Origin of the sequence: Actinoplanes sp. NPDC026670 (genome assembly GCF_040638175.1) — a bacterium.
GTDB lineage: Bacteria > Actinomycetota > Actinomycetes > Mycobacteriales > Micromonosporaceae > Actinoplanes.
Window position 1 is genome coordinate 1 of sequence record NZ_JBEZXU010000036.1, and the last position, 26,250, is coordinate 26,250.

At 69.0% G+C, this 26,250-nt stretch carries 23 protein-coding genes and 1 pseudogene; 8 read left to right on the forward strand and 16 right to left on the reverse strand.

The genetic code is table 11. From position 1 onward, the window contains the following. From AB0E94_RS30715 to AB0E94_RS30790, 16 genes and pseudogenes are all read right to left on the reverse strand, one after another. Nucleotides 1–959, reverse strand: a 959-nt coding sequence (locus AB0E94_RS30715; RefSeq protein WP_360333452.1) for an IS701 family transposase, incomplete at its 3' end; no start/stop codon positions are given. A gap of 356 nt (nucleotides 960–1,315) precedes the next feature. Continuing rightward, a pseudogene (locus AB0E94_RS30720) lies at nucleotides 1,316–1,531 on the reverse strand (cobalamin biosynthesis protein CobW); the annotation flags it as partial. A gap of 17 nt (nucleotides 1,532–1,548) precedes the next feature. Continuing rightward, nucleotides 1,549–3,642, reverse strand: a complete 2,094-nt coding sequence (locus tag AB0E94_RS30725; RefSeq protein WP_360333199.1) for a beta-galactosidase — start codon at nucleotides 3,640–3,642, stop codon at nucleotides 1,549–1,551. 18 nt (nucleotides 3,643–3,660) lie between these two features. After that, nucleotides 3,661–4,476: a carbohydrate ABC transporter permease gene (locus tag AB0E94_RS30730; protein ID WP_360333202.1), complete on the reverse strand. Its 816-nt coding sequence runs from the start codon at nucleotides 4,474–4,476 to the stop codon at nucleotides 3,661–3,663. Nucleotides 4,477–4,589: 113 nt separating this feature from the next. Further along, complete coding sequence (locus AB0E94_RS30735; protein WP_360333205.1) at nucleotides 4,590–5,471, reverse strand: sugar ABC transporter permease; 882 nt, start codon at nucleotides 5,469–5,471, stop codon at nucleotides 4,590–4,592. 58 nt (nucleotides 5,472–5,529) lie between these two features. Next, nucleotides 5,530–6,897, reverse strand: coding sequence for an extracellular solute-binding protein (locus AB0E94_RS30740; protein ID WP_360333208.1), 1,368 nt, complete (start codon nucleotides 6,895–6,897; stop codon nucleotides 5,530–5,532). A gap of 92 nt (nucleotides 6,898–6,989) precedes the next feature. Beyond that, nucleotides 6,990–7,985: a LacI family DNA-binding transcriptional regulator gene (locus tag AB0E94_RS30745; protein ID WP_360333211.1), complete on the reverse strand. Its 996-nt coding sequence runs from the start codon at nucleotides 7,983–7,985 to the stop codon at nucleotides 6,990–6,992. A gap of 200 nt (nucleotides 7,986–8,185) precedes the next feature. After that, nucleotides 8,186–9,076 (reverse strand): fumarylacetoacetate hydrolase family protein, encoded by an 891-nt coding sequence (locus tag AB0E94_RS30750; RefSeq protein ID WP_360333214.1) that lies wholly within the window; start codon nucleotides 9,074–9,076, stop codon nucleotides 8,186–8,188. After that, on the reverse strand, nucleotides 9,073–10,248 hold the full coding sequence (locus tag AB0E94_RS30755; RefSeq protein WP_360333217.1) for an FAD-dependent monooxygenase: 1,176 nt from the start codon (nucleotides 10,246–10,248) through the stop codon (nucleotides 9,073–9,075). Before AB0E94_RS30755 ends, AB0E94_RS30750 begins: the two co-directional genes overlap by 4 nt. After that, complete coding sequence (locus tag AB0E94_RS30760; RefSeq protein WP_360333220.1) at nucleotides 10,245–11,294, reverse strand: cupin domain-containing protein; 1,050 nt, start codon at nucleotides 11,292–11,294, stop codon at nucleotides 10,245–10,247. The genes AB0E94_RS30755 and AB0E94_RS30760 overlap by 4 nt, the downstream gene beginning before the upstream one ends. 113 nt (nucleotides 11,295–11,407) lie before the next feature. Next, entirely contained in the window at nucleotides 11,408–12,307 is a 900-nt protein-coding gene (locus tag AB0E94_RS30765) for a MarR family winged helix-turn-helix transcriptional regulator (RefSeq protein ID WP_360333223.1), read from the reverse strand. A gap of 269 nt (nucleotides 12,308–12,576) precedes the next feature. Continuing rightward, nucleotides 12,577–13,371, reverse strand: coding sequence for an IclR family transcriptional regulator (locus AB0E94_RS30770; protein WP_360333226.1), 795 nt, complete (start codon nucleotides 13,369–13,371; stop codon nucleotides 12,577–12,579). A 24-nt stretch (nucleotides 13,372–13,395) separates the two neighbouring features. Continuing rightward, entirely contained in the window at nucleotides 13,396–15,021 is a 1,626-nt protein-coding gene (locus AB0E94_RS30775; RefSeq protein ID WP_360333229.1) for a bifunctional 3-(3-hydroxy-phenyl)propionate/3-hydroxycinnamic acid hydroxylase, read from the reverse strand. Nucleotide 15,022: 1 nt separating this feature from the next. Continuing rightward, nucleotides 15,023–15,517, reverse strand: coding sequence for a VOC family protein (locus tag AB0E94_RS30780; RefSeq protein ID WP_360333231.1), 495 nt, complete (start codon nucleotides 15,515–15,517; stop codon nucleotides 15,023–15,025). 15 nt (nucleotides 15,518–15,532) lie between these two features. Further along, complete coding sequence (locus tag AB0E94_RS30785; RefSeq protein ID WP_360333234.1) at nucleotides 15,533–16,120, reverse strand: hypothetical protein; 588 nt, start codon at nucleotides 16,118–16,120, stop codon at nucleotides 15,533–15,535. A 19-nt stretch (nucleotides 16,121–16,139) separates the two neighbouring features. Next, nucleotides 16,140–16,886: an SDR family NAD(P)-dependent oxidoreductase gene (locus AB0E94_RS30790; RefSeq protein ID WP_360333237.1), complete on the reverse strand. Its 747-nt coding sequence runs from the start codon at nucleotides 16,884–16,886 to the stop codon at nucleotides 16,140–16,142. 103 nt (nucleotides 16,887–16,989) lie between these two features. Between AB0E94_RS30790 and AB0E94_RS30795 the strand changes: the two genes are divergently transcribed. The 8 genes from AB0E94_RS30795 to AB0E94_RS30830 are packed head-to-tail and all read left to right on the forward strand — an operon-like array spanning nucleotide 16,990 to nucleotide 26,239. Beyond that, nucleotides 16,990–18,564 (forward strand): ATP-binding cassette domain-containing protein, encoded by a 1,575-nt coding sequence (locus AB0E94_RS30795; protein WP_360333240.1) that lies wholly within the window; start codon nucleotides 16,990–16,992, stop codon nucleotides 18,562–18,564. 35 nt (nucleotides 18,565–18,599) lie between these two features. Then, nucleotides 18,600–19,736: an ABC transporter substrate-binding protein gene (locus tag AB0E94_RS30800; RefSeq protein WP_360333243.1), complete on the forward strand. Its 1,137-nt coding sequence runs from the start codon at nucleotides 18,600–18,602 to the stop codon at nucleotides 19,734–19,736. Nucleotides 19,737–19,748: 12 nt separating this feature from the next. Further along, entirely contained in the window at nucleotides 19,749–20,612 is an 864-nt protein-coding gene (locus tag AB0E94_RS30805) for a branched-chain amino acid ABC transporter permease (RefSeq protein WP_360333245.1), read from the forward strand. Further along, nucleotides 20,609–21,610 (forward strand): branched-chain amino acid ABC transporter permease, encoded by a 1,002-nt coding sequence (locus AB0E94_RS30810; protein WP_360333248.1) that lies wholly within the window; start codon nucleotides 20,609–20,611, stop codon nucleotides 21,608–21,610. The genes AB0E94_RS30805 and AB0E94_RS30810 overlap by 4 nt, the downstream gene beginning before the upstream one ends. Beyond that, complete coding sequence (locus AB0E94_RS30815; RefSeq protein WP_360333251.1) at nucleotides 21,607–22,404, forward strand: SDR family oxidoreductase; 798 nt, start codon at nucleotides 21,607–21,609, stop codon at nucleotides 22,402–22,404. Before AB0E94_RS30810 ends, AB0E94_RS30815 begins: the two co-directional genes overlap by 4 nt. 10 nt (nucleotides 22,405–22,414) lie before the next feature. Beyond that, nucleotides 22,415–23,254 carry a fumarylacetoacetate hydrolase family protein gene (locus tag AB0E94_RS30820; RefSeq protein ID WP_360333254.1) on the forward strand — a complete coding sequence of 280 codons (840 nt, stop codon included), beginning with the start codon at nucleotides 22,415–22,417 and terminating at the stop codon, nucleotides 23,252–23,254. After that, a complete protein-coding gene (locus AB0E94_RS30825) occupies nucleotides 23,251–24,714 on the forward strand; it encodes an aldehyde dehydrogenase family protein (protein WP_360333257.1) in 1,464 nt (487 codons plus the stop codon). The genes AB0E94_RS30820 and AB0E94_RS30825 overlap by 4 nt, the downstream gene beginning before the upstream one ends. A gap of 25 nt (nucleotides 24,715–24,739) precedes the next feature. Then, the gene (locus AB0E94_RS30830) at nucleotides 24,740–26,239 is read left to right on the forward strand and encodes a carotenoid oxygenase family protein (protein WP_360333260.1); all 1,500 of its coding nucleotides are present in this window, start codon (nucleotides 24,740–24,742) and stop codon (nucleotides 26,237–26,239) included. The last annotated feature ends 11 nt before the right edge of the window (nucleotides 26,240–26,250 follow it).

Sequence of the window (26,250 nt, forward strand, 5' to 3'; positions counted from 1 at the left end):
ACCTCGTTCTTTGCGGTCTGGAAGCACTCCTCGATTGCCCAGCGAGTGCCGGCGACCCGGATGAGCTGCTCGTCTGTGGTGTCGGCGGGGCCGTAACACAGGTAGTAGGCCAGTTCGGTGGGGTCGGTGATGCTGCGACGGATCAGTAACCACCGGGCGAAGCCGTGTTCAGCGGTGCCGGTGTCGGGCAGGGTGGCGACGGCCCAGTCGTAGAGCCGGGGACCTTTGACTCCGTCACCGCAGCTGCGGCGTTTCCATGCCGGGTCTGGCGCTCGGGCAGCAAGGACATCGGCGCGGGAGCTTCCGGCAGTGGTAGGGATCTTCTGGTTACAGGCGACAGCGAGGACGTAGCCAACGTGGCGGCGTTGGAGGGCGGCGCGGAACTTGCTGTCCTTGCCGTATGCCTCGTCCGCGGTGACCCAGTGCGCTGGAATGCCGGCGTCCAAGGCGCGGTTCAGCATGGCCAGGCCCTGGGCGGGCTTGGTCAGGAACTTCACCTTCTCGTCGATGCCAGCCTCGGCACGCCGTGCAGGACTATCGATCCAGCGTTGGGGCAGGTAGAGCTCCCGGTCGATCAGGGCTCGTCCTTTGCTGCTTGCGTAGGCGAGGAACACGCCGAGCTGGCAGTTCTCGATTCGTCCGGCGGTGCCAGAGTACTGCCGCTGGACCCCGGCGGACTTGACGCCCTTCTTCAGGAATCCGGTCTCGTCGACGATCAACACGCCGCCGTCGTCGCTGAGGTGTTCGGTTACGTAGTCGCGCAGATCATCGCGGACGGCGTCGGCGTCCCAATCGGCGCGGTTGAGCAGGCGCTGCATGCCGTCGGGGGTTGCGTCGCCGGCGGCTTCGGCGATCGTCCAGCCATTCTTGTCGGCCAGCGGCGACAGCAGGCCGAGCAGGTAACTCCGTGCCCGACGGCGTGGCTCGACGCGTCCGAACCTTCTTGCGAGGCGGGCCATTACGTCGTCCAGGCCTGCCAACCAACCCGAGACAAGATCCACTGACACAAGTCGCGGAGTCTACATAGTACGATCGGCGTCGAGGCGGCGCCGCCATCAATACCGGGCGCGAACCAGCCACTACCTGCGCAGACTCCGGACCTGAAAGTGCGGCTGGAGTACTAGGGCACCGCACGGTAGGGGCCGTGCCGGTGTTCCGGGACGGCAGGGATGAGCCCGGCGGCCTGGCCGGCGGGCCCGATCAACAGCCGCCTGAGCCGCCGATGAGCACGACGGTCTGCCCCGGGTCGACGGCCAGGTTCACGTCGTCGACGATCAGCCGGGCACCCAGCTGTATCGACAGACCCGGCCCGCCGGAACGGGTCCGGCAGTCCCCGCCAGTGCTGCTCGCCTCGCGACAGTTCGTCGTCGGTGAGCAGGCACCCGTCGAGAATGCGGTGCAGGCGCACGGGGTCCACGTCGATGCCGGTGAACGACAGGTGGTGGTGCCGGTCGCCGTAGTACGGGTCCCAGTCCAGGGCCGCGGCGAGCCGGCGTTCGGCGTCGACCTCATACCATTGCTCATCAGGCAGCTGATCCAGCCTGCGGCTCAGCTCTGTGCCACCAGGACGCGTACGTCCCACGGCCCCAGCGTGACGGCCTCGCCCAAGCTCAGGGACTCGCCCGAGAGTACGTCGTCCAGGTCGGCGGGCGCCGGGATGCTCACCCGCTCCCACGACCAGTTGTGGATGAAGTGCAGCCTGCGCCCGCCGGCGGAGGTACCGGTGTGCACCGTCACCGTCGCGGGCAGGCCGGCCCAGCCGTGCCGGGGTTGCGGGGCGAGCCAGGCGGCCAGTGCCTGCGCGAGCGCGCGATTGGGCACCGTTCCGACGGTGGTGACCCTGCCCTGGCCGTGCGCCGCTGTGGTGATCGCCGGCCAGCGGCCGAAGTGCGGGTGGTCGTACTCGGCCAGGACATCGGCCCCGGCGGCGGTCAGCCCGTCCACCCAGCGGGTGCCGGCGGCCGACGGCGGAATGTCGAACGGGCTGTCCGGCCGGCCGGTGATCCCGACCTGTGCGATGAGATTGCTGAACTCGTCATACCAGACGCCGGCCGCAGCGGTCAGGCGCGCGGGCGCCCGTTCCGCCCGGGCCCGCGCCTCGTGGTCGGCGTAGCCGGTGCGGGGCCCGAGCACCAGATGACCGCCTTGCGCGGCGTATTCGCCGAGCCAGTCGAGCATCGCGTCGTCGGTCAGGTAAAGGCCTGGTACGACCAGGACCGGGTGTTCGGCGGCGGCCGTCGCCGGCGCCATTGCGGCCAGCCGGTGGGCGTGACTGATCCGCACCTGGCGGCGGGCGTCGACCGCGCCGCGATAGAACGGGTCGACCATCCCGTGGTACGCCCGCTCGTCGGGGCCGCCGTCCGGGCCGGCCAGCGGTGGGTACTTCTGCATCAGCCATTTGCTCGGCATCGAGTACACCAGGGTGAGGTCCGCATCCGGAGTCACGCCGGCGACGAGGTCACCGGCCCGTTCGAGCTCCGCCCCGAGGCGGGCGATCTCGGCGTACGCGCGGCCCGGTTCGCCGCTGTGCGGCAGCACGCCACCCCAGTAGGTCTCGGCGCCGAACAGCAGGGTGTGCCACTGCCAGTACTCGACCATGCGGGCGCCCCGGGACACCAGGGCCCAGGCGGCCTGGCGCCACTGGCCGTCGTACGCGGGCCGGCTGTCCCAGGGGAAGCCGATGTGCGTTGCGTTGGTCTCGGTGACCAGGAACGGTTCCTGCCGGGACGAGTACATCCGGTCTGCGCTGTGCAGGAGCGCCCACGTGCCGTTCGTGGTCCAGGACTGCGGCAAGTCCCGATCGTCGGGAAAGCGTAGCCCGTCCTGCATCGTGTAGTACGGGTTGCCCGCGGTGATGTCGAGCTGATCGGTGAGCTGGTCGTCGTCGACGGCCGGGCGCTCGTATGAGAGGCAGGTGGTCACGAACTGATCGGGTCGCGCGTATTCCCGGACGATGCCGGCCTGCCACCCGATGAACTCTGCGGTCAGTGTGGCCTGGAACCGCCGCCACGCCACGTCGTACTGCGGCTGGACGTTGCCGTCCGGGGTCCACAGGTCGGCCCAGGTGGACAACCGGTGTGACCAGTAGACCAGGCCCCACTCGCGGTTGAGGGTATCGACGTCGCCGTACGTGGCCCGCAGGTGATCGACGAACCGCTGGAAGGTGCCGTGGTTGTGCAGCAGTTCGTTGCCGGGCTCGTTGTCCACCTGGAAGCCGATGATCGCGGGATGCCCGGCGTACCGCGAGACGATCCGCCGGATGACACGTTCGGCATGGAACCGGAAGCCGGGATGGGTGAAGTCCACCTCCTGCCGGGCGCCCCAGGGAATGCGCTGCCCGGTGCGGCGTTCGCCGGCGATCTCCGGATGGAGCCGGGCCAGCCACGGCGGCACGGCGTACGTCGGCGTGCCCAGGATGACGCCGATGCCGCGCGCGTGGGCGCCGTCCAGCACCGGAAGCAACCACTCCAGGTCGAACCGGCCGTCCTCCGGCTCCCAGGTGGACCAGACCGACTCACCGACGCGGATCACGCTGAAGTGGGCGGCGACCATGAGGTCGAGGTCGGCCTCGAGGCGGTCGGCCGGCTGATACTCGTGGTAGTACGCCGCTCCGAAGAGCACCCGGGCCGGCAGCTGTGGCATGGACACGTGACTCCTTTGCTATTCCTTGACGCCGCCGGCGGTCAGGCCGGACTGCCAGTACCGCTGCAACAGGACGAAGGCCGCGATCAGCGGGATTACCGACAGCAGCGATCCGGTGACCACCAGTGCGAGTAGCTGGCCGGTCGAGCCGCTGCCGCCGACCGACTGCGACGACCAGGCCGACAGCCCGACGGTGATCGGATACAGGCTCGGATCGTTCAGCATGATCAGCGGCAGGAAGTAGTTGTTCCAGGTGGCGACGAGCGTGAACAGTAGAACGGTCACCAGCCCGGGCGCGAGCAGGCGGAGCACCACCTGGAAGAAGATCCGTAGTTCACCCGCGCCGTCCAAGCGGGCGGTCTCCAGGATGCTGTCGTGGATGGAGCTTTCCGCGTACACCCGCATCAGGTAGAGCCCGAACGGGCTGACGATCGACGGGAGGATGATCGCCCACGGCGTGTTCACCAGGCCGACCTTGCTGAACAGCAGGTACGTCGGAATCGCCAGCGCCGTGGTCGGCACCATGATCGACCCGAGTACGAGGTTGAACAGCGCGCCATTGCCCCGGAAGCGGAACTTCGCGAACCCGTATCCCCCCATGGCGCAGAGCAGGGCCGCCACGCCGGCGCTGACGAGGGAGTAGACCAGCGTGTTCACCAGCCACCGTGCATAGACGCCGTCGTCGTACGTGAAGGTCTCGTGGATGTTGGTGAGCAGGTTGAAGTCCCCGCCGAGCCAGAGCCCGAACGTGGCGAACAGGTCGCCGGTGGACTTGGTGGCGGCGATGACGAGCCAGAACAGTGGCAGGAGGAAGTACACCAGCAGGGCGATCATGCCTAGTGTGAGCAGGTTGCTGCGGCGGGCGTCGAGCGATACCGGCCGGCGCGCCGGCGATCGCCGCCCGGCGCCGGGCGTTGCGGGTCCGGGACGGTTTGCAGTGCCGATGCTCATGGCTGAGGTCTCCTGCGGCTGGTGAGGAAGAGGACCGTGTACGAGGTCACGACGATGACCAGCCCGAGCAGGAACGACACGGCGGCGGCATAGTTGATCTCCTGGCCGGTGAAGGCGAGCGTGTAGGCGTAGAGGTTCGGCGTGTAGGCGCTGTCGATCACGCTGGGTGCCAGGCGCTGTAGCAGTTGCGGCTCGGCGAAGAGCTGGAAGCTGCCGATCACCGAGAAGATCAGGCAGAGCAGGAGCGCCGGCCTGATCGCCGGGATCTTGATGCTCCAGGCGGTACGGAACGCGCCGGCACCGTCGACCGCCGCCGCCTCGTACAGGTCCTTCGGTACGGCACGGAGCGCCGCGTACAGAATGATCATGTTGTAGCCGGTGAATTCCCAGGTGACGACGTTGGCCATCGACCCGAGGATGACGCCGGGGCTGAGGAAGTCCGGCACGGAGGTGCCGAGCTCACCGGCGAGCTGAGCGAACGGGCCGAACTCGCGGCCGTACAGGTAACCCCACATCAGGGTCGCGACCACACTGGGCACGGCGTACGGGACGAAGATTCCCAGCCGGAAGACCTTGGCCGCGCGTAGCAGCCCGCTGTCGATGGCCAGCGCCGCGATCAGCGCGATGCCGAGCATGATCGGTACCTGGAACGCGAAGAACACGCCGACCCGGACGATGCCGGCGACCAGCCGGTCGTCGGCGAGGGCGCGGACGTAGTTGTCGAGGCCGACGAAGGTGACACCGCCGACGAGTTGCTCCCGGAACAGGCTGAGGTACGCAGCGTAGGCGAGCGGCACCAGGAACAGGGCGAGGAAGATGAGCAGGAACGGGGTGACGAAGAGGTACCCGGCAGTCCCGCGAAGGCGTGTGCTGGTCATGGGGGTCCTTTCGGCCGGTCCGGTCCCGGGGAGGGGCCGCCCGGGACCGGACGGGTCTCTACTGGGTGGCGACCTGGAAGCCCTGGTTCTTGGCGTAATCGGTGACGCGCTGCTGCCAGGCGTCGAGTGAGGCGCCCACGTCCGTCTTGTCGGCGAAGGATTTGCCCACGGTCTCGTCCCAGTCGGTGACGGCCTGGTCGAGGAAGGGCGGCCACTCGAACTGCGGGTTCACCGTGGCGTTGATGTCGGCGAACACCTTGTTCACGTCCTGCCCGCCGTAGAAAGCCGGCTTCTGCCCGGTGAACGACGGGTCGGCGAGCAGCGCCTTGGTCGCGGGGAAGAAGAACTGCTCGGTGGTGAACATCTTCGTCGACTCGGCGTCGGTGTTGAGGAACTCGGCGAACTTCGCCGCGGCGATGGGATTCGCAGTGCCCTTGACCACGGCGCTGGTCGACCCGCCCCAGTTGCCGGAAGCCGGCTTGGTGGCATCCCACTGCGGCAGCGGAGCGGCCCGCCATTTGCCCGCGGTGCTCGCCGCGCTGCCGGTCAGGAACACCGGTCCCCAACCGGCGGTCAGCCAGGTGGCGTATTTGCCGCGGGCGAGACCCTGGAACCAGCCGTCGGTGAAGTCCGGGTCGGTGGAGACGGCGCCGTCCTGGATGAGCTTCTGCCAGTAGGCGCCGACCTTCTTGGAGGTCGCGTCGTTCACTGAAACGGTGACGGCGTCCGGCGCGGTGACCGTGAACGGTTTGGCACCGGCCTGCCAGAGCAGGCCCATCCAGACCCCGTTCTGGTTGGACGCCAGGTTGGTCAGGTAGACGTCTGGATCGGCGGCGTGCAGCTTCGCGGCGGCCGCGGCGAACTCGTCCCAGGTCTTCGGCGGTGTTATGCCGTGCTCGTCGAAGATGTCCTGTCGGTAGAGCATCCCCATCGGCCCGGTGTCCTGCGGGTAGGCCCAGATCTGGCCCTGCGCGCCGGTGACCTGTTTCCAAGTCCAGTCGACGAAGGTGCCGGCGTGCTGCTCGGCGCCGTACGGGCGCAGGTCGACCAGGCTCTCGGTGATCGCGAAGGTCGGGATGTACTGGAACTCGATCTGGGCCACGTCGGGTGCGCCGGTGCCCGCCTTGAGCGCCGTCCGGAGCTTGGTGTACTCCGGTTCTCCCTGGCCGGCGTTGACCACCTTGACGTCGATGGCCGGGTACTTCTTCTCGAACAGCGCCACCTCCTTCTCGATGTCCGGCACCCACGTCCAGAAGGTGAGCTCGGTCGGCTTGGTCATCGCGGCGTCGATCTCGGCCTGGGACACGGCCTTGACCGGTTCGGCCGAATCGGCCGGGTCGTTGCCCGCGCAGGCGGTGAGAGCCAGGCCGGTGGTCAGTACGCAGGCGGCCGCGAGCAGTCGGCGGCGGGCAGAGGGCAGGGTCATGTGACTCCCCTTTCGGGCAGTTTAGTGAGATATTTCGGGCATGGCTGACCCGCGCGCCGACCGGCGCGCCGTGGGTCAGCTGCGGCCCTGGATCAGGACCGCGGCGGTGCGGTGGATTCGCGAACGACGATCCCGCCGAACTGGACGTCGTTCATCAGGGGTGTCTCACCGGGGCGTTCGATGCCGCGGACCAGAGCGGCGAGCGCGGTGGCGGCGAGAGAGTCGAAGGACTGGCTGATCGTCGTGAGCGGGGGATTGACGTAGGCGGCGACCGGGATGTCGTCGAAGCCGATGACGCTGATGTCAGCCGGGACCGTGCGGCCCGCCCGTGCCATCGCGCGGATCACGCCGATGGCCATGTCGTCGTTGCCGGCGAAGACCGCGGTGACCGACGGATCGGCAGCGAGACGCTGCCCGGCGGCATGACCGGACGCTGCCGTCCAATCTCCTTCGACCATCTCCGGTGGGGTGATGCCGGCGTTCAGCAGGGTGGTGCGCCAGCCGGCGGCGCGCTCCCTCGCGGAGTACCAGCGTTGCGGCCCGGCGACGTGGTGCACTGTGCGGTGCCCGAGGCCGAGCAGATATTCGGTGGCCATGCGGGCCGGGACGTCGGCTGTGCTGCCCGCCGTGATGACCAGGGGAGCGGTGACCCCGGGCAGTTGGCCGAGGGAGAGGACCGGGACGTCGCTCACCAGCCGTATCGGTCCCAGATCGATCGGCTCGGACAGCACGATCCCGTCGACGCCCTGGTTGAGCAGCGTTTCGACAGCGCCGACGATCCCGTCGGCGTCGCCCTCGGCGGTGTTCACGACGCTCAGCGCGTAACCCAGCGCACGGGCTGCCCGCTCGATCCCGACCAGAAGTGAGGCCGGGCCGTACAAAGCCGTGCCGAGGGAGACGACGCCGAGGCGGTGACTGCGGCCGGAGGTCAGTTGCCGGGCTGCGTTGTTGCGGCGATATCCCAGTTCGCGAGCGGCGCTGATCACTCGTTGCCGGATCTCGTCCGAGACGTACGGCTCGTCGTTGAACACACGCGAGACGGTCTTCTGCGAGACGCCGGCCAGCTTGGCGACCTCGGAGCTCGGCACTGGCCGACGGCGCGCCGCGCCACTGCCGGGTGCCGTGTCTCCTGTGCCGCCCACCGGAACTCCCACTGTCGCCGTCAACCGCGCGGCCTTCTGACTGCGCAGTCATATCAAGGTGATGTCGTCTGTCTACGCAGTCAGACGATGCCGGTCAAGGGTGTGTTACGTAACCGTTACATGCGCCTAATGGGCCCGGTCGCCGGTCACGGAGGTCTCGAGGCCGGCGGTGCGGTACGGACGGGCGTCACCGTCGGTGGGGGTACGGGGCCTCGCCGGGCTCCCCGGGTCGGGCAGGCGACGGCGTCCCGCGCGCTGACCGTGGCCTCCAGGCGGCCGACGCGTTCGATCTCGACGACGACCCGGTCGCCGTCGGCGAGGGTGCCGACACCGGCCGGCGTACCGGTGGTGATGATGTCGCCGGTGCGCAGGGTCATAACCGAGGAGGCGTAGGCGATCAGCCGTGGCACGCTCCAGATGAGGTCCTTGATGTCGGCGTCCTGGCGTAGTTCGTCGCCGACCCAGGTGCGCAGTGTCAGGGCCTCCGGAGGGCCGACCTCGTCCGGGGTGACCAGATAGGGCCCGACCGGGGTGAACGTGTCGAAGGACTTGCGGGTGGAGCGGTCCTCACCGCCGCGCATGGTGATGTCGAGCAGGCAGGTGTATCCGGCGACGTGCCGCAGCGCCTGTGCGACCGGGATGTCGCGTCCGGGGCGGCCGATGACGAGCGCCAGCTCGCCCTCCTGGTCGAAACGCCGATCGGTGTACGGCAGGCGGATCGTGCCGCGGTGCGCGAGGACCGACGAGGGTGCCTTGAGGAAGATGCCGAGGGCGTCGATGTGGTACGCCTCGTTCATCTCCGCCTGGTGGTCGCGGTAATTGACCGGCGCGGCGATGATCTTCGAGGGACCGGGGACGATCGGCTGGATGGTGACCTCCGCGAGGGGGAAGACAGCCGCGCCGGGCGGCGTCTTCCCCGGTGCGGGATCAGCCAGCAGTGACCGCAGCGGACGGCCAAGGTCGACGACGCGGTCGCCGGCGTCGAGCCGCCCGGCCGTGGCGGTGCCGTCGGGTCTGACGAAGCTGAGCAGTTTCATGCGGCGTCCTTGGCGGGGTCGGCGTAGAGCCAGTCGAGATCGGTGTAGTCGTCGGGCCTGCGTAGCCGGAATACCCGGTTACGCAGGGCGAGCAGGGTCGCATCCTGGGTATGCCACAGGTCGCCCCATGGGCGTGCCACGGTCTGGCAGCGCGACGCTCGGGCGACGCGACGTTGTTCGTACTGCCTCCGTGCCCGGTCCTGGCAGTGCGGCTGACTCGAGACGGCGTCGGCCAGGGCGACCGCGTCCTCCAGTGCTTGGCAGGCACCCTGCCCGAGATACTGCAGCATGGCGTGGGCGGCGTCGCCGAGCAGCACCGCGTGCGCCGTCGTCCAGCTGGGTAGCGGGTCTCGGTCATGGACCGGCCAGTCCCGGTGCGGATCGAGCAGCGCGACAGACTCGCGGACCTTACGGTGGGCGATGGAGAAGGCGGCGTGGAACTCTTCCGCATCGCCCCGCGGCTCCCGCTCGCTGGCGGGGCGCTCGTAAACGGCGACCTGGTTGTACAGCTCGCCACGGCGCACCGGATATTGCATGAGGTGGATGCCGGGGCCGATCCACAGGGTCACGTCGTCGGGGGGCGGGTCCACGACCAACTGCGAGGGTGTGATCGTGCCGCGGTACGCGACGTGACCACTGAATCTGGGCGGACTCCGGTCGATGAGCCGGCGTACCTGCGACCGGATGCCGTCGGCGCCGACCAGCAGCCCCGCCGTCAGGACTTCGCCGTCGGCGAAGGTGACCTCGGCGTGCTCGTCGCGCTCCTGGACGTCGATCGCGGTGCGGCCGGTGCGCAGTTCGAGGCCAGGCTCGGCGGAACAGGCGTCGAGCAGGGCGGACAGCACGTCATGACGGTGCGCGACGACGTACGGGTAGCCGTACCGGGCACGGAACGGACGGCCCAGGTCGAGCACGGTGAGCTCGCCGCCGGTGACTGCGTCGCGGATAACCGCACGGGCCGGCAGGACGGCTGCGTCGATGACGGCTGCATGAACGCCGAGCCGGTCGAAGGCACGCATCGCGTTCGGGCCGAGCTGGAGGCCGGCGCCGATCTCGGCGAACTGCGGGGCCTGTTCGGCCACCATGACTTGGCGCCCGGCGCGGGTCAGCGCCAGCGCTGCTGCGAGCCCGCCGATGCCGCCGCCGACGACGAGCGTGTCGTGCCCGCTCACGGGTCCACCTGCTCGCTGCGATGCAGGCCCAGAGCCTCCAGCACGGGACTGTCGCTGGTGGTGAACACGTCGAACCGGGTCCGGGCGTGCAGCTGATGCGTGCACCACGACGGCACCACGAAAACGTCACCGGGAGCCAGGTCGAACGACTCGTCGCCGAGCTGCGCGGTGCCGGAGCCGTCCAGCACCGCGCAGATGCGGGTGCCGGTCTGCCGGTCACGGCGGGTCGTCGTGCCAGGAAGTAAGCGCCGCATCTCGCAGCGCATCGTCGGCATGATGTCGCGGTCGCGGCTCGGGTCCCGAAACCGGACCGTGGCGTCCGGCGTGCCGTCGACCTCCAGCAGGGCGTCCAGCGCGGCGTCGGTGTCGGTCCAGCGGTACACCAGCAGCGGGGAGTAAGGAGACAGGGCACGCGCCTCGGCGGGCGTGAGACCTGCGCCGGCGCCCCAGCGCCGCTCGGTGGCCGACCGCGCGGGACGGCCCGCAGTCACCTCGGGACCGGTGGCCGGCTCGAAGAAGACCGCGCCGAGCGCCGCGACTATCGGAAGGTCGAGCACGTCGAGCCACGTCATCGGCACGTCGCCGGGATTGTGGTGTTCGTGGAAGGTCCACGACGGAGTCAGCACCAGATCCCCTCGGGCCATAGTGATCGGATCGCCGTCCACGCGGGTGTATACGCCGTCGCCCTGCAGGACGAACCGCAGTGCCGCGGGGGTGTGCCGGTGGGCGGGCGCAGCCTCGTTCGGCTGGAGGTATTGCACGGCGGCCCACAGGGTGGATGAGACGAACGGTGCGCCGTCCAGGCCCGGGTTGGACATAGCCAGGACCCGCCGGTCGCCGCCGCGGTCGATCGGGACCAGCTCGCCGGCTCGGCGACCCAGTTTGGTCAGGTCGTCCGCACGCCAACGATAGGGAACGGCCCGCACCCGCGGCGTCGGGGTGAGCAGCCCGCGCAACTCCCACAGGGGCTGCAAATAATGGCTGGAAAGGTCGTCGTAGAGCGCGTCGAGTGCGGGTTCGCTCGATCTGAACCGGGAAGTCGCCATCGCACACCTCAATTATCTTCCGTACACGGACTATCAGCATGATGTGACGAGTCGATGGTGTCAACGTTCGTGCTCGCCTCTCCGTCCGCACACGGAGCGAAGCGGCGCGGAGGTTATTCCGCCAGCGCTACCAGCTGAAGGTGGCCGAGGAACACGGCATGCTCGTCCAGGCCGAGCGGGGCCAGCAGCTCGAACTGCACGGCTTCCACCGGCATCACGAGCGCCCGCAGCGCGGCCCTCGCGGGGGCGGTGAGCCGAACCTGGACCCGTCGCCGGTCGTCTGCCGCGGTCTGCTTGGCGAGCCATCCGTGGGCGCTGAGCCGGGCGACGATGTCGGCCGTGCTCGACGAGTCCAGGGAGGCGGCTTCGCCGATGCGGGACTGGTCGGCGGTGCCGAGGTGGGCGACCGCGGCGAGTACGGCGTACTGCGGCCCGGTCACCTCCGCGACGGTGGCCGTCCACAGCGTGGTGTGCACCTGCTGCGCGCGGCGGATCAGATAGCCGGGTGTTACCCGCATGAGCAGCATGCCGCCCTCGTGCTGCTGCTCCGCGACGTCGGCTTCCTCGATGCGGGCGATCCGGCCGAGTTGCTCGACGAATTCCTTGCGGTCCGCCGGTCGCAACGGTGCCAGCAGGTCGCGCTGAACCGAGCGGGCGACCTCGGTCACGCCGGCCAGTCGCTCTCGTGATCCGCTCGTAAGAGTCAGCAGACGGCGGCGGCCGTCCTGCGGATCGCGGACGCGCCGCACCCATCCCTTGTCGACGAGCCGGCGTACCACGTCGGCGACGGTTGACTTGTCCAGCGACGCGAGCTGACCTGCTCGCCGCTGGTCAACGTCGTCCCAGCCCGCGATCGCCACCAGTGCCGCGTACTGCGGCCCGGTGAGACCGTCGACCCGAGCGTTCCACAAGTCGGTGTGCACCTGCTGTGCCCGGCGCAGCAGGTGCCCCGGCGCCGACACCGGCGCCACGATGGGCGCCGGCTCGACCGGCCGACGAAGAGCACCTCCCACGCCGCGGAGCTTAGCCGTCTGCACCACCGCCGGCGACGTCGGCACCAGCGCCGACGGCATCGAGGTCATTGGCCCCGGCGCCGACCACGACCTGGGGCGTGACTTGACCGTCGGCGGACATGGCGTCAGTGGTCCGATGGCGGCCTACGGCGCATTTCAAGCGCTGCGCACAGGGTTGGGGGACGCTGGGTCCGTCCGGTCGCAGCGTCGGTGTGGAGGAGTTCGGCAAAGTCGGTTACGACCATGGCATTCGGGCTGGTCCGGTCGACTCACCCGGCAACCATTGCCAGCTTGTCGCTGATCCGCCCAGCGGTGTCGAGCACTTGCGTGATGATCTGTGGCTCGGCCTCGGCGTTCACCCGGGAGGCGAGAGCGGCCACGCTGACTGCCGCGACGACCTGGCCACTGCCGTCACGGATGGGCGCGGAGATGCCGAGGACGTCGGGGTCGAGCTCGGCGCGGGTGACGGCGTAGCCGGTCTCGCGGATCTCGACCAGCCGCTTCATGATGGCGTCGACGCTGGTCAGCGTTTCCGGGGTGAATTTCTGCAGGTCAGTGCTGGCCAACAGGCTGCGGACCTCGGACGCGGGGCTCCAGGCGAGCAGGACGAGCGCGGCGGCACCGGCGTTGAGTGGCAGCGAACTGCCGCGTTCGTACGATATGCGCACTGCCCGAGTTCTCGCCTCCACCCGGTCGACACACACCACGAGGTCGCCCGCGCGGCGGGTCAGTAGGACGGTCTCCCGCGCCTGCTCCGAGAGAACGGTCATTGCCGGAAGCGCGATCTCGGACAGGCCGTAGCTCCGCCGGGCCAGGCGCGCGATCTCGAGGATCCGCAGGCCCAGCCGGAAGCCACCGCCGGGTGCCTCCTCGAGGAACCGGGTGTTGACCAGGCTCTGTAGGTAGCGGTAGGCGGTGGAGCGGGCCACGCCGAGCCGTTCGGCGACGGCGTTCCCGGAGATCACCGGCTGGTCGTCGGTGAACATCATCAGGATGTCCAAGGCCCGGTCGGCGGTCGAGTTGCGTTCGCGGTAGCCGCTTGCGGGAGACGTTGTTCCTGACATACGACACAACCTAGCGGACACTGTTCATGCGACGTGGGTGCGGCCGGAGGAACCGGCGGCTGCACCGATTCCCCGATACTGCCGGATTTCCGCGCCTACACGTTCGATATCGGCGGGCCGGAACACGGCTGCGACGATCCGGTCGGGTCGAAGGAGCACGAAGCGGCCGGCCAACCCGCTGAACAGGGCTTCGAGCCGGCCGTCGGCGTCGGCGACGGCCATGCGCCCGCCTCGGCTGCGGGGTACGCGATCGTCCAGCATGACCTCGACATAAGTAGATGCCGGCAGCCCGGCCTGGCCGGCCTGTTCCCACGCCGGGGCGTCGACGCCGATGCCGAGCAGGCTCCAGCCCTGGCCGAGGACATCGTCCAGACGGCCGGTCCGATGATCGTCGCCCTGCAGGACACGCGGTTGCGGCAGCAGGGTGCCGACCAGCGGCTGCCTGTGGACGTCGCGATATACGACAGCGCCGGTTCGGAGGCGCAAGCGTGGCCGGTAGCGCATCTCGGTCAGATACTCGCGACCCCAACCGGTGCGCATCGCGGCGCGCACGAGCTGATCCCGCAGCCAGGCCTGGCAGCGACTGGTGGTCATGACGATCCGGCCCAGACGCACCGACAGGTCGATGGTGGCCCTCGCGTGCGGGCGCCGCTCGATCTCATACGTGTCGAGCAGCGCGTCCCCGGCCCGCCCGGCTGCCACCTCCGCGATCTTCCAACATAGGTTGGCGGCGTCACGGATGCCGGAGTTAAGGCCCTGGCCGGCGAACGGGGGCATCATGTGGGCGGCGTCGCCGAGCAGGAAGCAGCGGCCGTCGCGCAGCCGGTCGGCCAGCAGCGCGTGGAACCGGTAGGAGACGGCCCGCTCCACCTGTTCCTCGGTGATGTCCCGATACGGCGCGAGCAGCCGGCGGATCAGCGCGAACGGCGGCTGGATGCCGGGCTCGCACTCTCCCTGCTGGAGCAGGAACTCGTACCGGCATCGCCCGTCCCGGCCGGCGACGATGACGTGCGGGCGGGCCGGGTCGCCGTGGTGCATGCCGTATCGCTGGTCGTGGGGGTCGTCGAGGGTGTCGGCGACGAGCCAGACATCGGGGAAGCTGTCCCCGTTCATAGGGATCGAGCAGAGCTCCCGTATCGTGCTGCGGCCACCGTCGCAACCCAGGACCCAGCCGACGTCGAGCCGTTCGACCCCGGTGTCGGAGTCGAGATCCACCCGCACACTGTCGTCGGACTGTTCCAGTGCGGTCAGCCGGGTGCCGAATCTGACCTGCACGTTCGGCCATCGGTTCAGCTCTTCACGCAGGACCCGTTCGAGGTCGGGCTGTGCGAACGAGTTCTTGAACGGGTGGCCGTGACGGAAGGCGGTGCCGCCGCGAGCGTGAAACAGCGGTCTGCCGTCGCGACCGAAGTACCGAGTTCCGGTGCCGGGCATGATGATCGGGTAGACCGCCTGGTCAACGCCGGCGGACTGTAGGGTGCGCAGCGACTCGTCGTCGAGGCTGATCGCCTTGGCATCGTCGCTGGTGGTCGCGTTGCATTCGACCAGCAGCACCGGAACACCCATCGAGCCGAGCAGGCTGGCCGCGGTCAGGCCGGTGGGGCCGGCACCGACGATGAGCACGGTGCCGGCCGGGGACGGCTGGGTCATGTCACTGGACCGGCTGGTAGGCGGGGGTGCCGTCGGACAGCAGCCGGTCTACCTCGGCGAGAACCTCGGCCGGTTCCTGGTCGAGGTTGATGCTCTTGCGGAAGGGCTGCCGTACGTCGTGTTCCAGCCGCAGGTAGACCTCGTTGCGGTTGCCTTCAGGGTCGAAGAAGTAGATCCCGATGGCGTTGCCGTGGCTGACCTCCTGCTGGACCTCGATGCCTTCGGCGCGGAAGCGGCGGTGGAACTCGAGAATTGTCTCGATCGAATCGACCCGCCAGGACACCTGGTGGGTGAGCTGGGTGCCGCGCGGCGCGGTGCGGCCGCGTTGCAGGACGAATTCATGGTGTTCCAGGTCGGGGCGTGCGGAGAAGAAGACGATGCCCTTCTCCTCGTCCTCGTCGGTGACGGTCAGTCCCAGCAGACGGTTGTAGAAGTCGCGCATGGTCGCGAGGTCGTCAACCCAGAAGCCGGTGTGGCCCAATCCGGTGATCGGCATTGTCGTTCTCCTTGGTCAGTCGTCGAGCGTGGCGAGGTCGATGAGCGGGTTGAGCAGCGCGGTGGCCTGCGCCGGGGTCACCACCTCGGAGGGCTCCAGCTTGTGGATGGTGCGGCTGGCGGTGTCCTCGTAGATGTGTTCGCCGATCAGCCGGCAGTCGTCGTCGTAAGGCCAGAACGAGGCCATGTAGTGAGTGAGCTGGTAGTAGGCGTCCGGGTCGTCGACGTCCTCACCTTGCTCGGCGAGGACATGACCGGGGACGTAGTTGCCGAACAGCGACTCGATCGCGAGGCCCCGGTCCGAGACGAAGACCTGGTCCTCGATGGGTCCAAACACGTTCAGCCCGCGGTCGGTGATCTCCTGGTAGAACTTGCCGATCGGCTCGAAGCCGGACAGGTGGACGGAGCGGCCGTTCTCGTTGATCCGGTAGACAGGGTGGTCGACCATCATCCGGGGGGTGAGGATCTCCCGCCACCGGCCGGCGACCTCGAGCAGGGCGTGCCGCCGGAAGTTGCGCAGGATGGCCCGGTGCCGGGGATTCTCGGTGCGGGCGAGCAGTTCGTCGGGTGCCTTGACGACGTCGCGTACGTCGAACGTCTTCATGGGTGTTCCTCTCCATCGGTTAGGGGTTGACCGGATCGGCGGCGTCGATGCCGCCGTCGATGACCATGACGGCGCCGGTGATGAAGGCTGCCTCGTCACTGAGTAGGAAGGCGACCAGCGCAGCCACGTCGTCGGGGCTGCCCATGCGGCCCAGTGGGGTGCGGGCATGGAGAGCCTCGACATCGCCCCTTTGCATGGGGGTATCGATGAGGCCGGGGGCGATGACGTTGACCCGGACACCGCTCGGCGCGCCCTCGATGGCAGCGCTGCGAGCCAGGCCGATCGCGGCGTGTTTGGCCGCGACGTACGGCACGATGGTGGCGCTGGCGTGCAGCCCGGCCAGCGATGACGTGACGACGATCGAGCCGCCGCCGGCCTGCGCGGCGAACCGGGCCAGGGCTGCCTTGAGGCCGAGGAAGACGCTGCGCTGGTTGACCTCGATGGTGCGGTCGTAGGCGGCCACGTCGACGTCGGCGAAGCGCGCGAGCGGGCCGGAGATCCCCGCGTTGAGGTGGACCGCGTCGACCCGGCCGAAGCGCTCGACTGCCTGCCGCATCAGTGACTCGACGTCCGACTGCCGGGAGACGTCGGCGGCCACGGTCAACGTCTCCCCACCGGTGCTCGTGGCGACCGTGTTGGCCGAGTCGGCGTCGAGGTCGGCGAGCACCACCCGCATCCCTTCTGCGACCAGCCGGCGGACCGTCGCGGCGCCGATGCCGCTGCTGGCTCCGGTGACCACGGCTACTCGCCCGGTCAGACCCCGCATGCCCATATGACTCCTGAAAAGTAGGACTGGCGTCGCGTAATAGAGGACTGTACGCTGCTGCGAAACACGCCGTCAACGCCATGGAAACCCTGTGGAGGCCGCAATGGCACAGGTCGAAAGCGCACTGTCGGAAGCACCGGTGCCGGCCGCCGACGCGGCACCAGAGTTGGCGATCCGGGGCGTTCACAAGCGATTCGGTGGCGTCCAGGCGCTCAAAGGAGTGAGCCTTACCGTCCCCGCTGGATCAGCCCTGGCGGTCATCGGCCCCAATGGAGCGGGCAAGAGCACCCTGCTCAAGGCCGTGTCTGGAGTGCACCGCCCCGATCGTGGAGAAGTCTGGCTCGGCCGAACCAGGCTCGACCGGTTGCCGCCGCACCGGATCACCCACGCGGGCATCGCCCTGGCTCATCAGGTGCCGCGGCCCTTTCCCGAATTGAGCGTCCACGACAACGTCCGGGTCGCGGCTGTGTCCCGCTCCGCCCGGGCTGCGCCGGTGACAGTCGAGGAAGTCCTCCATCTATGCGAGCTGGATACCAAAGCGCAGCGGCCGGCCGGTTCGCTGGCCGTGCTCGATCTCAAGCGCCTGGAGGTGGCGCGGGCGCTGGCCACCGACCCGACCGTGCTGATGCTCGACGAGGTCGCCGCAGGGCTGGTCGGCCGGCAACTAGACGAGGCGATCGCACTGATCCGCCGGGTACACGCGACCGGCCGTACGGTGCTGCTGGTCGAACACGTCGAGCGGGTCGTGCGTGAGGTCGTCGACCGCGTGCTGGTGCTCGACTGGGGGGAGGCCATCGCCGAAGGCACGCCCGAGGAGATCGCCCGCGACCCCAAGGTCCGCGAGGTGTACCTCGGCGACGGGCAGACGGCCAAGGCAGCAGACCGCCGGCCCATACCCGCCACCGGCCGCCCGGTGCTATCCGTGCGAGGGCTGACCGCCGCGTACGGCGGCATGGTGGCCCTGCGCGAGGTCTCGCTGGAGGTGGCACCGGGCGAGATCGTCGCGGTGCTGGGCGCGAACGGGGCCGGCAAGTCGACACTGTGCGGCGCCATCATGGGCGCGGTCAAAATCCGCGAGGGCATCGTGCGGATCGGCGGCGACGACGTCACCCGCACGCCCTCCCACCAGCGGGCCCGGTCCGGTGTCGCGTACTGCCCCGAAGGCCGTCGGGTCTTCGCCGAGCTCACCGTGAGGGAGAACCTCCTACTCGGTGCGCCGTTGCGTAGCTCCGCTGGTGTGCTCGACCAGCGGCTCGCCGTGGTGTATGACGCCTTCCCCGTTCTGAGGGAACGCTCCGCGCAGCTCGGTGGGACGCTGTCGGGCGGGCAGCAGCAGATGCTTGCCGTCGGGCGGGCGCTGATGGCCGAGCCGCGGCTGCTCATCTGTGACGAGATCTCCCTCGGGCTCTCGCCCGTCGCCGTCGACACGCTGTACGAGGCGCTGGCCCGGGTGAACCAGAGCGGCGTGGCGATCCTGCTCGTCGAGCAGAACGTCCACCGCTGCCTCACCCTGGCCGACCGGGCCGTCGTGCTGTCGCGGGGCCGCCTGTCCTATACCGGCGCTGCCGACGACCTGTTACGCGGCACACGACTCGACGACGCCTACTTCGGTAGCGGCGATCCCGCCGGCATCGACACCACCAGGGTTTCCACAGCGGATACAAGGAGAACAACGTGATACGAAAGTCGCTTGCCGCGGCCCTCGTGGCCGTCGTGGCCACAGCCGCCTGCGGAAACAACAGCAACAGTGACTCCGCAGCCCAGGAGATCGTCCTCGGGGCGAGCATGATGCTCAGTGGCCAGGTCAACCTCGAGACCATCCGCGACGGCTACCAGTGGGCAGTCGACGAGGCCAACGCGGCCGGCGGCATCGATGTCGGCGGCGCGAAGCGCACGGTGACGCTGAAGATCCTGGACAACCGCGGCGACACCAGCACGATGGTGCAGCAGGTTCGCACCCTCACACTGACCGACAAAGCGACCGCCTTGCTGGGCTCCTGTTGCCAGCAGAACATCGACGTGCAGGCCCAGGCCGACTCGCTGAAGATCCCGCTGGTGATGGGTGCCCTGCCGATCGAGTTGCTGCCCGAGGGCAAGGGGTACGTCTGGGACTCGTTCCAGTCGCTCGGTGACGGCGCCAAAGGCTTTCTCGAAGTGGCGAGCACCGCCGCGACGAACAAGAACGTCGTCATCATCACGACCAACGACGCTCAGGGCGAGTCCACCGCCGAGCAGTGGAAGACCGCGGCAACACAGGCCGGGTTCACCGTCGCGGTCAAGGCCTCGGAGCCGGCCGGCACGACCGACTACGCCAACATCATCACGCAGGCCAAGTCAGCCGACGCGCAGGTGCTCATCGCGGCGATGACTCCGCCGGACTGCTTTGCGATGTGGAAGCAGATGAAGGCCCTGGCGTACGCCCCGAACCTGGCTATCGGCATCCAGTGTGCCCAGACACCCGGGTGGACATCGCTGGGCGCGCTCGGCGCAGGAACGCTGCTGCAGATGAACTGGACCCGCACCTCAGGCCTGCCACAGGCCGACACCATTGTGGCGAAGTTCGGCACCAAGTACACCAACGACAACGACCTCGCCTCCGTCGCGATCGGTTACCACGAGGCCAGCATCCTTCTTTCGGCCATTACCAAGGCAGGCTCCACCGACCACGAGAAGATCAACTCAGCGCTCGCGGCCACCGACATGAGCTCCACGCTCGGCCCAGTGAAGTTCACCGCTAACAAGAGCGCCACGCCGAGCTTCATCGGCCAGTGGAACGCCGACGGCACCATCTCCCAGGTCTGGCCGGCCCAGGGCGCATCGCCGCTGAAACCGCTGTCCGGGCTCTCCTGAGAGAGGTGCGGTATGTCCGCTGACGTCATGGTCGCCGGAGTCCTCGCGGGAGGCTTGTACGCCCTCATCGGGCTGGGTATCTCCCTGGTCTTCGGCGTCCTGAAGATGATGAACCTGATGCACGGCGAGTTGGTCATCGGCGGCGCGTACCTCGCCTCCCTCCTGGTCGGCTACGCGGGATTCGATCCGCTGCTGGCGCTGCCCTTCGCCATGCTGGGGATGGCCGCGCTGGCCTACCCGGTGCAGCGGTACCTGCTGACTGGGCTGCTGCGGGCGAGCCCCAACGCGCCGCTGGTGGCCACGTTCGGCCTGTCGCTGGTGGCGCAGGCGGTGCTACAGGCCGTGTTCGGCACACATCCGAAGGCGCTCAATGCGCCGTACGCCGACGCCGGATTCACCCTGGCGGGCGTACGGATCCAAGCGGTCTACGCCATCTCGTTCGCCCTGACCATCGTGCTGTGCGGCGCCACCCACCTGATCCTCACCCGCACCCGAGCCGGCAGCGCCGTGCGGGCGTCGGCCGCAGACCCGATGACCGCCTCGATGCTCGGCCTCAACGTCGGGCGCATCTACGCCCTGACGATGGCAGGTGCGGCGGCGTTGGCCGCGGCCGGTGGGGTGATGACCGGAGTCGCGCAGAGTTTCACCCCGACCAGTGGCCTGCCCCTGCTGCTGACCGGGTTCGCCGTCATGGCGCTGGCCGGCATCGGCAGCGTCGGCGGGGTTCTGCTTGGCGGCATCACCCTCGGCGTTCTCCAGTCGATCAGCACAGACCTGTTCGGCGGGGGATGGCGCAACTTCGTCGTCTACACCGTCTTCTTCCTCACCCTGTCGTTCCGCCCCAGCGGACTGTTCCGAAGGGCGGTACCCGCGTGAAGCAGAAAACCGGTGCGGCCGTAGCGCTGCTGTCCGCCACCACGGTCGCGCTCCTGCTCGGGCCGCGGCTCGACCCCGGCACCCAGGACCTGGCAACCACCCTGCTGGTCTACCTGGCCATTGCCCAGGCTTGGAACATCCTGTCCGGGTTCGCCGGCCAGGTGTCGCTGGGCGCGGCCACCTTCGTTGCCGCAGGTGGTTATGCCGCAGGCCTCGCCCTTGCACACACGCCCGTCGACTGGCCCGCCGGCGTGGCACTGGCGGTCCTGGTCAGCTGCGCGATCGGAGCGGCGCTCGCCGTGCCGCTACTACGACTGCGCGGCGACTACTTCGCGATCGGCACGCTGGCCGCTTCCATCGCCGTGCAAGCCCTGCTGACCAACTGGAACTGGGCCGGCGGGGCGGCCGGCGTGACCCTGCCGATCGACCGGATCCCGACCGGGACCGTGCTGTTCGAGCTCGCGGCGTTCGTGGCCGCCACCGCGATGGCCCTTGCGGTGTACGTACGGTATAGCGCGTTCGGCCTGCGGCTGACCGCCATCCGCGACAACGAACCGGCCGCTGCCGGCCTCGGCGTCGCTGTCTACCGGCACCGGTTCGCCGCCCTCGTGCTGTCTAGCGCCTTGACCGGGATGGCCGGCGCCGTCACCGCATACCAATATGTCGCGGTCTCGCCAGGCGGCATGGCCAGCGTCAACTGGAGCCTCAACGCTGTGCTCATGGCCCTGGTCGGCGGTGCCGGGAGCGTCCTGGGGCCGGTCCTCGGCGTCGTCGTCGTCTACTACGGGCTCACCCGCCAGCTGGAGGACTTCCAGGTCGTCTCCCTCGTCGTCGAGGGCGTCCTGCTGGTCCTGATTGTGAAGTTCGCCCCCGCGGGCATCTGGTCGTTGCTCACCCGGGCGGGCCGTGCCATCCGGGGCCGCCTATTGGGGGCGCCCGGCTCCGCCCCGGCGACACCCGAAGCGGAGCCGACAGCCAGGGAGATCGAAGTCGTATGAGCGGCGAGTTCGAGGGAAGGGTCGCCCTGGTCACCGGGGGCGGCAGCGGAATCGGGGAGGCCACCACCGAACTGCTGCGCCGATCAGGCGCCGAGGTGGTCATTCTTGGACCAGACGCCGACAGGATCGAGGCGGTAGCCGGGCGGACCGGAGCGGTACCGGTGATCGGCGATGCGAGCGTCGCCGGAGACTGTGCGGCGGCGATCGCAACCGTGGGAGAACGCTGGGGAAGGCTGGACGCCCTCGTCGGCTGCGCCGGGATCGGCACCTTCGGTTCTGTTCTGGACACCGCCGAAGCCGAGTGGCGCCGGGTCCTGGCAGCCAATCTCGACAGCGGGTACGCGGCGGCACGCGCCTGCCTGCCGCTGCTGACCGCAAGCAAGGGCACGGTCGTACTGGTCTCCTCCCTGGCCGGCACGCTGGCCGTGCCCAGCGCGGCGGCGTACGTCACCGCCAAACACGCGCTGATCGGGCTGGTCCGCTCGCTCGCCGTCGACTTCGGCGCCGCCGGAGTCCGCGCCAACGCCGTCTGCCCGGGCCTGGTTCGTACCCCGATGGCGGACCTGGTGATGGACACACTCGGTGCCCCGGCAGGTCTCGATCGGGCGAGCGCCTACCACCGCGCCACCAGCCTCATCCCGCTACGCCGGGCCGCCGAGCCGCAGGAGGTCGCCGAGGTGATCGCGTTCCTCGCCGGTCCCCGATCGGCGATCGTCACCGGCGCGGTGCTGATGGCCGACTGCGGCGCATCCACAGCGGACCTCAGCCTCAGCGCGCTGAGCACACCCGAATAACGGAGGACGTATGCGACTGACGACCGTCATCGTCGACGGCACCACCCGGGCTGCCCGGCTGGAGCAGGACGACCTGGTGCTTTTGCCAGCGCCGGACGTCGGCGCGCTGCTGCGCCACGACAACTGGCAGAGCCTCGCCGCACAACCGTCCGGCCCACGGATCCCCGCGGCCGGCACGGAGCTGGGCCTGCTCTTCCCGGAACCGAACAAGATCATCTGCGTGGGCCTGAACTACCTCAGCCACATCCACGAGATGGGACGTGACGTACCGAAGCACCCGACCCTGTTCGCCAAGTTCAGCGGCGCGTTGCTCGCACCGCACGCGTCCATCGCTGTGCCCCCGGTCTCCGACCAGCTGGACTGGGAAGCCGAACTCGTGGTCGTGGTCGGGCGCACGGCGCGGTACGTGTCGGCGAAGAAGGCCCTCGAGCACATAGCGGGTTATACGGTGGGTAACGACATCACCGTACGCGACTATCAGCACCGCACCCGTGAGTTCCTGTCCGGCAAGACGTTCGAGGCGACCACCCCGATTGGGCCGGTGCTCGTCACCCCCGACGAGTTGCCGGAAGGGGGCCTCGGCCTGGGCCTCACGTGCCGGGTCGACGGCGAGATCCGGCAGTCCTCCAACACCGTGGACCTGCTGTTCGGCCCAGAGGACCTGATCGCGTACGTCAGCGAGATCGTAACCCTGCTCCCCGGCGACCTGATCATGACTGGTACCCCCGGAGGCGTCGGCGCCGGCCGCGATCCCAAGCTCTGGCTGCGCCCGGGGCAGCTGCTGACCACCGAGATCGAGGGCATCGGCACATTGCGTAACCACATCACGAAAGCGGAGGCGAGGCCATGACCCTACTGGACGGCGGCACCTGGGCTGGGCGGATCTTCCTGGGCGAGTGGACGCCCGGATCCGGCGGTGAGTACGAGGCGTTCGAACCTGCCACCGGGGCCGTACTCGGCTCGGTCGGCTGCGCCACGGCCGCCGACGTGCACAAGGCCGCCGAGCACGCCGCGCAGGCCCAGAGGGACTGGGCCGCGCGACCCTACAGCGAGCGGGCTGCAGTGCTGCGGCGAGCCGGTCGGCTGTTCGAGGAACACCGCAATGAGATCGAGACCTGGCTCATGCGCGAATCCGGCGCGATCCGCCCGTTCGCCGCACTGCAGGTCGACAGTGGCGGTGCCGAGGAGTGTTACGAGGCGGCCGCGCTGGCCGGCGCCCCATACGGCGAAATGCTGCGCTCCGGGCAGCAGCGGCTGTCCTTCTCACGCAGGCTCCCGGTTGGCGTAGTGGGCGTTATCGCGCCATTCAACGTTCCGGTCATTCTGTCCATGCGAGCAGTCGCGCCCGCGCTGGCGCTGGGCAATGCAGTGATCCTCAAACCCGACCCGCGCACCGCGATCAGCGGCGGTGTCGTCCTCGCCCGTATCTTCGAGGAGGCCGGCCTGCCTGCCGGTCTGCTGCATGTGCTGCCCGGTGGCCCGGTCGCGGGCGCAGCCGTCGTCGAGGACCCGCTGATCCCGGTCATCGCCTTCACCGGCTCCACCCGCGCCGGGCGGGCCATCGCGGCCGCTGCCGCGCCCCACCTCAAGCGTGTCCATCTGGAACTCGGCGGCAACTCAGCGCTGATCGTCCTCAACGACGTCGACGTCGAGAAGGCAGTGTCGGTCGGTGCCTTCGGGGCGTTCGTCCATGCCGGGCAGATCTGCATGGCCAGCAGCCGCCACCTGGTGCACGCCTCGATCGCGGAGGACTACGTGGCTGCCCTGGCTGAGCACGCCAACGCGCTGCCGGTCGGCGACCCGACCAGCGAGACCGTCGCGCTCGGCCCGGTCATCGACGCCGGTCAGCGCGACACCGTACACCGAGTCGTCACCGCCAGCCTCGCTGCCGGCGCCCGCCTGGCCGCTGGCGGCACCTACGATCGGTTGTTCTACCGGCCGACGGTCCTCGCCGACGTCCCCCTGACCGCCCCCGCGTATGCGGACGAGATCTTCGGACCGGTCGCTCCGGTGGTCACTTTCCGTGACCTCGATGAGGCCGCCCGTCTGGCCACAAGCACGCCGTACGGGTTGTCGCTGGGCATCCTCACCCGCGACGTGATGAAAGGCCTCGCCTTGGCCGAACGCGTCCCCAGCGGGCTGATCCACATCAACGACCAGACCGTCAACGACGAGGCGGTCATCCCGTTCGGCGGGGTCGGGGACTCAGGCAACGGTTCCCGCCACGGCGGCACCGCCGCCAACCTTGACGCCTTCACCGAACAGCAATGGGTCACGCTCCGGGGCGACCTTCCCGCATACCCGTTCTGAAATCCACGTCCTCTGGAGGATTGCGATGATCCCGAACCCGACGACCTTGGTGCCGCGCGCCGCCCGCGGATCCTGGCCCACCGGCAACAAGTTCCTCAACGGCCCGTTCACGCCCTGGGCCGACGAGACCGAGGCGTTCGACCTGGAGGTGGTTGGCGAATTGCCCGCCGACCTCGCCGGTGCGCTGCTACGGACCTCGTCCAACCCGCGCTTCGAGCCCCGCAACACCGACCGCTACCACTGGTGGGAGGGCGACGGCATGGTCTGCGCGGTGTTCGTGCGCGACGGCCGGGCCACCTACCGCAGCCGCTGGGTCCAGACACCGTCGATGAAGGTCGAGGTGACCGCCGGCGAGGCGATCTACAGCGGTTTCGTCAACGGTGGCACACCCGGGCGCCTGCCCGACGGCGCGCCACCGGCCAAGAACGTGGCCAACACCAACGTAGGCCTGTTCGACGACCACCTGCTCGTCTACTTCGAGGGCGGCCTGCCGCACAAGCTGCATCCCGAGAGCCTGGAGACGCTCGGCGGCTACGACTTCCACGGCGGCGTCGACGTGCTGTGCACCGCACACTTCAAGACCGACCCGGCCACCGGTGACCTGCTGTTCTTCGCTGCGACCGGCCCGGTGATCACGTGGTACCGCGCCGACGTGAAGACCGGGCAGATCATCGACTCGCACTCGTTCGACATCGGGATTCCGGTGCTCATGCACGACTTCGCGGTCACTGCCAACCATGCGATCTTCTTCGTCACCCCGGCGCTGTTCCGCCTCGACCTGGTCGCCCAGGGCCGACCCGGCGTGGTCTGGGACGAGAAGGCTGTACCGCACGGGGTGCGGATCGCGGTGATGAACCAGAAGACCCATGAGGTCACCTGGCACGAGGTCGGAGGGTTGTTCGCCAACACTCACTTCTTCAACGCGTACGAACAAGGAGACGAACTGGTCATCGACGGGCACCGGATCACCCGCCTCGGCACCCCGGCCGAGCGTCTCGACACCCCTGTCGGCTCGCACGAGTGGTTCCCGCCGGCGCTGCCCCACCAGTGGCGGATCGATCTGCGGACCGGGCGGACCACCGAGAAACAGATCAGCGGGATCGCCGGCGAGTTCCCCCGGATCAACGACGCGTACAGCGGCATCGAGAACCGTTACGGATATTTCGTCACCACCCGCGGCTTGGCCGGAGACACCATGACCGACGGTTTGGCCCGCCACGACTACCTGCTCGACTCCACGACCGTGGTCGAAGGGCCGGACGGCCTGACCAGTCCCAGCGAACCCGTCTTCGTGCCACGTGCGAACGCCCGTGCCGAGGACGACGGCTATCTGCTGACGGTCTGGTGGAACCGAGCCACCGGGCTGAGTGAGATGCTTGTTCACGACGCCGCAGACCTGCGCCGCACCCCGTTGACCCGGGTGAAGCTGCCGGCCCGCATCCCGTTCGGCTTTCACGGCAACTGGGCCGATGCCGCAGCCCTCGACCAGGCCATCGCCGGGCATTCGTCGTCGGCAGACTGTTGAGGAGGCTGTCC

Coding starts and splice junctions, on each gene's coding strand:
- AB0E94_RS30725 (WP_360333199.1), bottom strand. CDS start 3,642: ATGCCACAGCTGCCGGCCCGGGTGCTCTTCGGAGCGGCGTACTACCAC.
- AB0E94_RS30730 (WP_360333202.1), bottom strand. CDS start 4,476: ATGATCGCCCTGCTGGTGTACTTCCTCCTGCCACTGTTCTGGCTCGTC.
- AB0E94_RS30735 (WP_360333205.1), bottom strand. CDS start 5,471: ATGACCAGCACACGCCTTCGCGGGACTGCCGGGTACCTCTTCGTCACC.
- AB0E94_RS30740 (WP_360333208.1), bottom strand. CDS start 6,897: ATGACCCTGCCCTCTGCCCGCCGCCGACTGCTCGCGGCCGCCTGCGTA.
- AB0E94_RS30750 (WP_360333214.1), bottom strand. CDS start 9,076: ATGAAACTGCTCAGCTTCGTCAGACCCGACGGCACCGCCACGGCCGGG.
- AB0E94_RS30760 (WP_360333220.1), bottom strand. CDS start 11,294: ATGGCGACTTCCCGGTTCAGATCGAGCGAACCCGCACTCGACGCGCTC.
- AB0E94_RS30770 (WP_360333226.1), bottom strand. CDS start 13,371: ATGTCAGGAACAACGTCTCCCGCAAGCGGCTACCGCGAACGCAACTCG.
- AB0E94_RS30775 (WP_360333229.1), bottom strand. CDS start 15,021: ATGACCCAGCCGTCCCCGGCCGGCACCGTGCTCATCGTCGGTGCCGGC.
- AB0E94_RS30780 (WP_360333231.1), bottom strand. CDS start 15,517: ATGCCGATCACCGGATTGGGCCACACCGGCTTCTGGGTTGACGACCTC.
- AB0E94_RS30785 (WP_360333234.1), bottom strand. CDS start 16,120: ATGAAGACGTTCGACGTACGCGACGTCGTCAAGGCACCCGACGAACTG.
- AB0E94_RS30790 (WP_360333237.1), bottom strand. CDS start 16,886: ATGCGGGGTCTGACCGGGCGAGTAGCCGTGGTCACCGGAGCCAGCAGC.
- AB0E94_RS30795 (WP_360333240.1), top strand. CDS start 16,990: ATGGCACAGGTCGAAAGCGCACTGTCGGAAGCACCGGTGCCGGCCGCC.
- AB0E94_RS30805 (WP_360333245.1), top strand. CDS start 19,749: ATGTCCGCTGACGTCATGGTCGCCGGAGTCCTCGCGGGAGGCTTGTAC.
- AB0E94_RS30815 (WP_360333251.1), top strand. CDS start 21,607: ATGAGCGGCGAGTTCGAGGGAAGGGTCGCCCTGGTCACCGGGGGCGGC.
- AB0E94_RS30820 (WP_360333254.1), top strand. CDS start 22,415: ATGCGACTGACGACCGTCATCGTCGACGGCACCACCCGGGCTGCCCGG.
- AB0E94_RS30825 (WP_360333257.1), top strand. CDS start 23,251: ATGACCCTACTGGACGGCGGCACCTGGGCTGGGCGGATCTTCCTGGGC.
- AB0E94_RS30830 (WP_360333260.1), top strand. CDS start 24,740: ATGATCCCGAACCCGACGACCTTGGTGCCGCGCGCCGCCCGCGGATCC.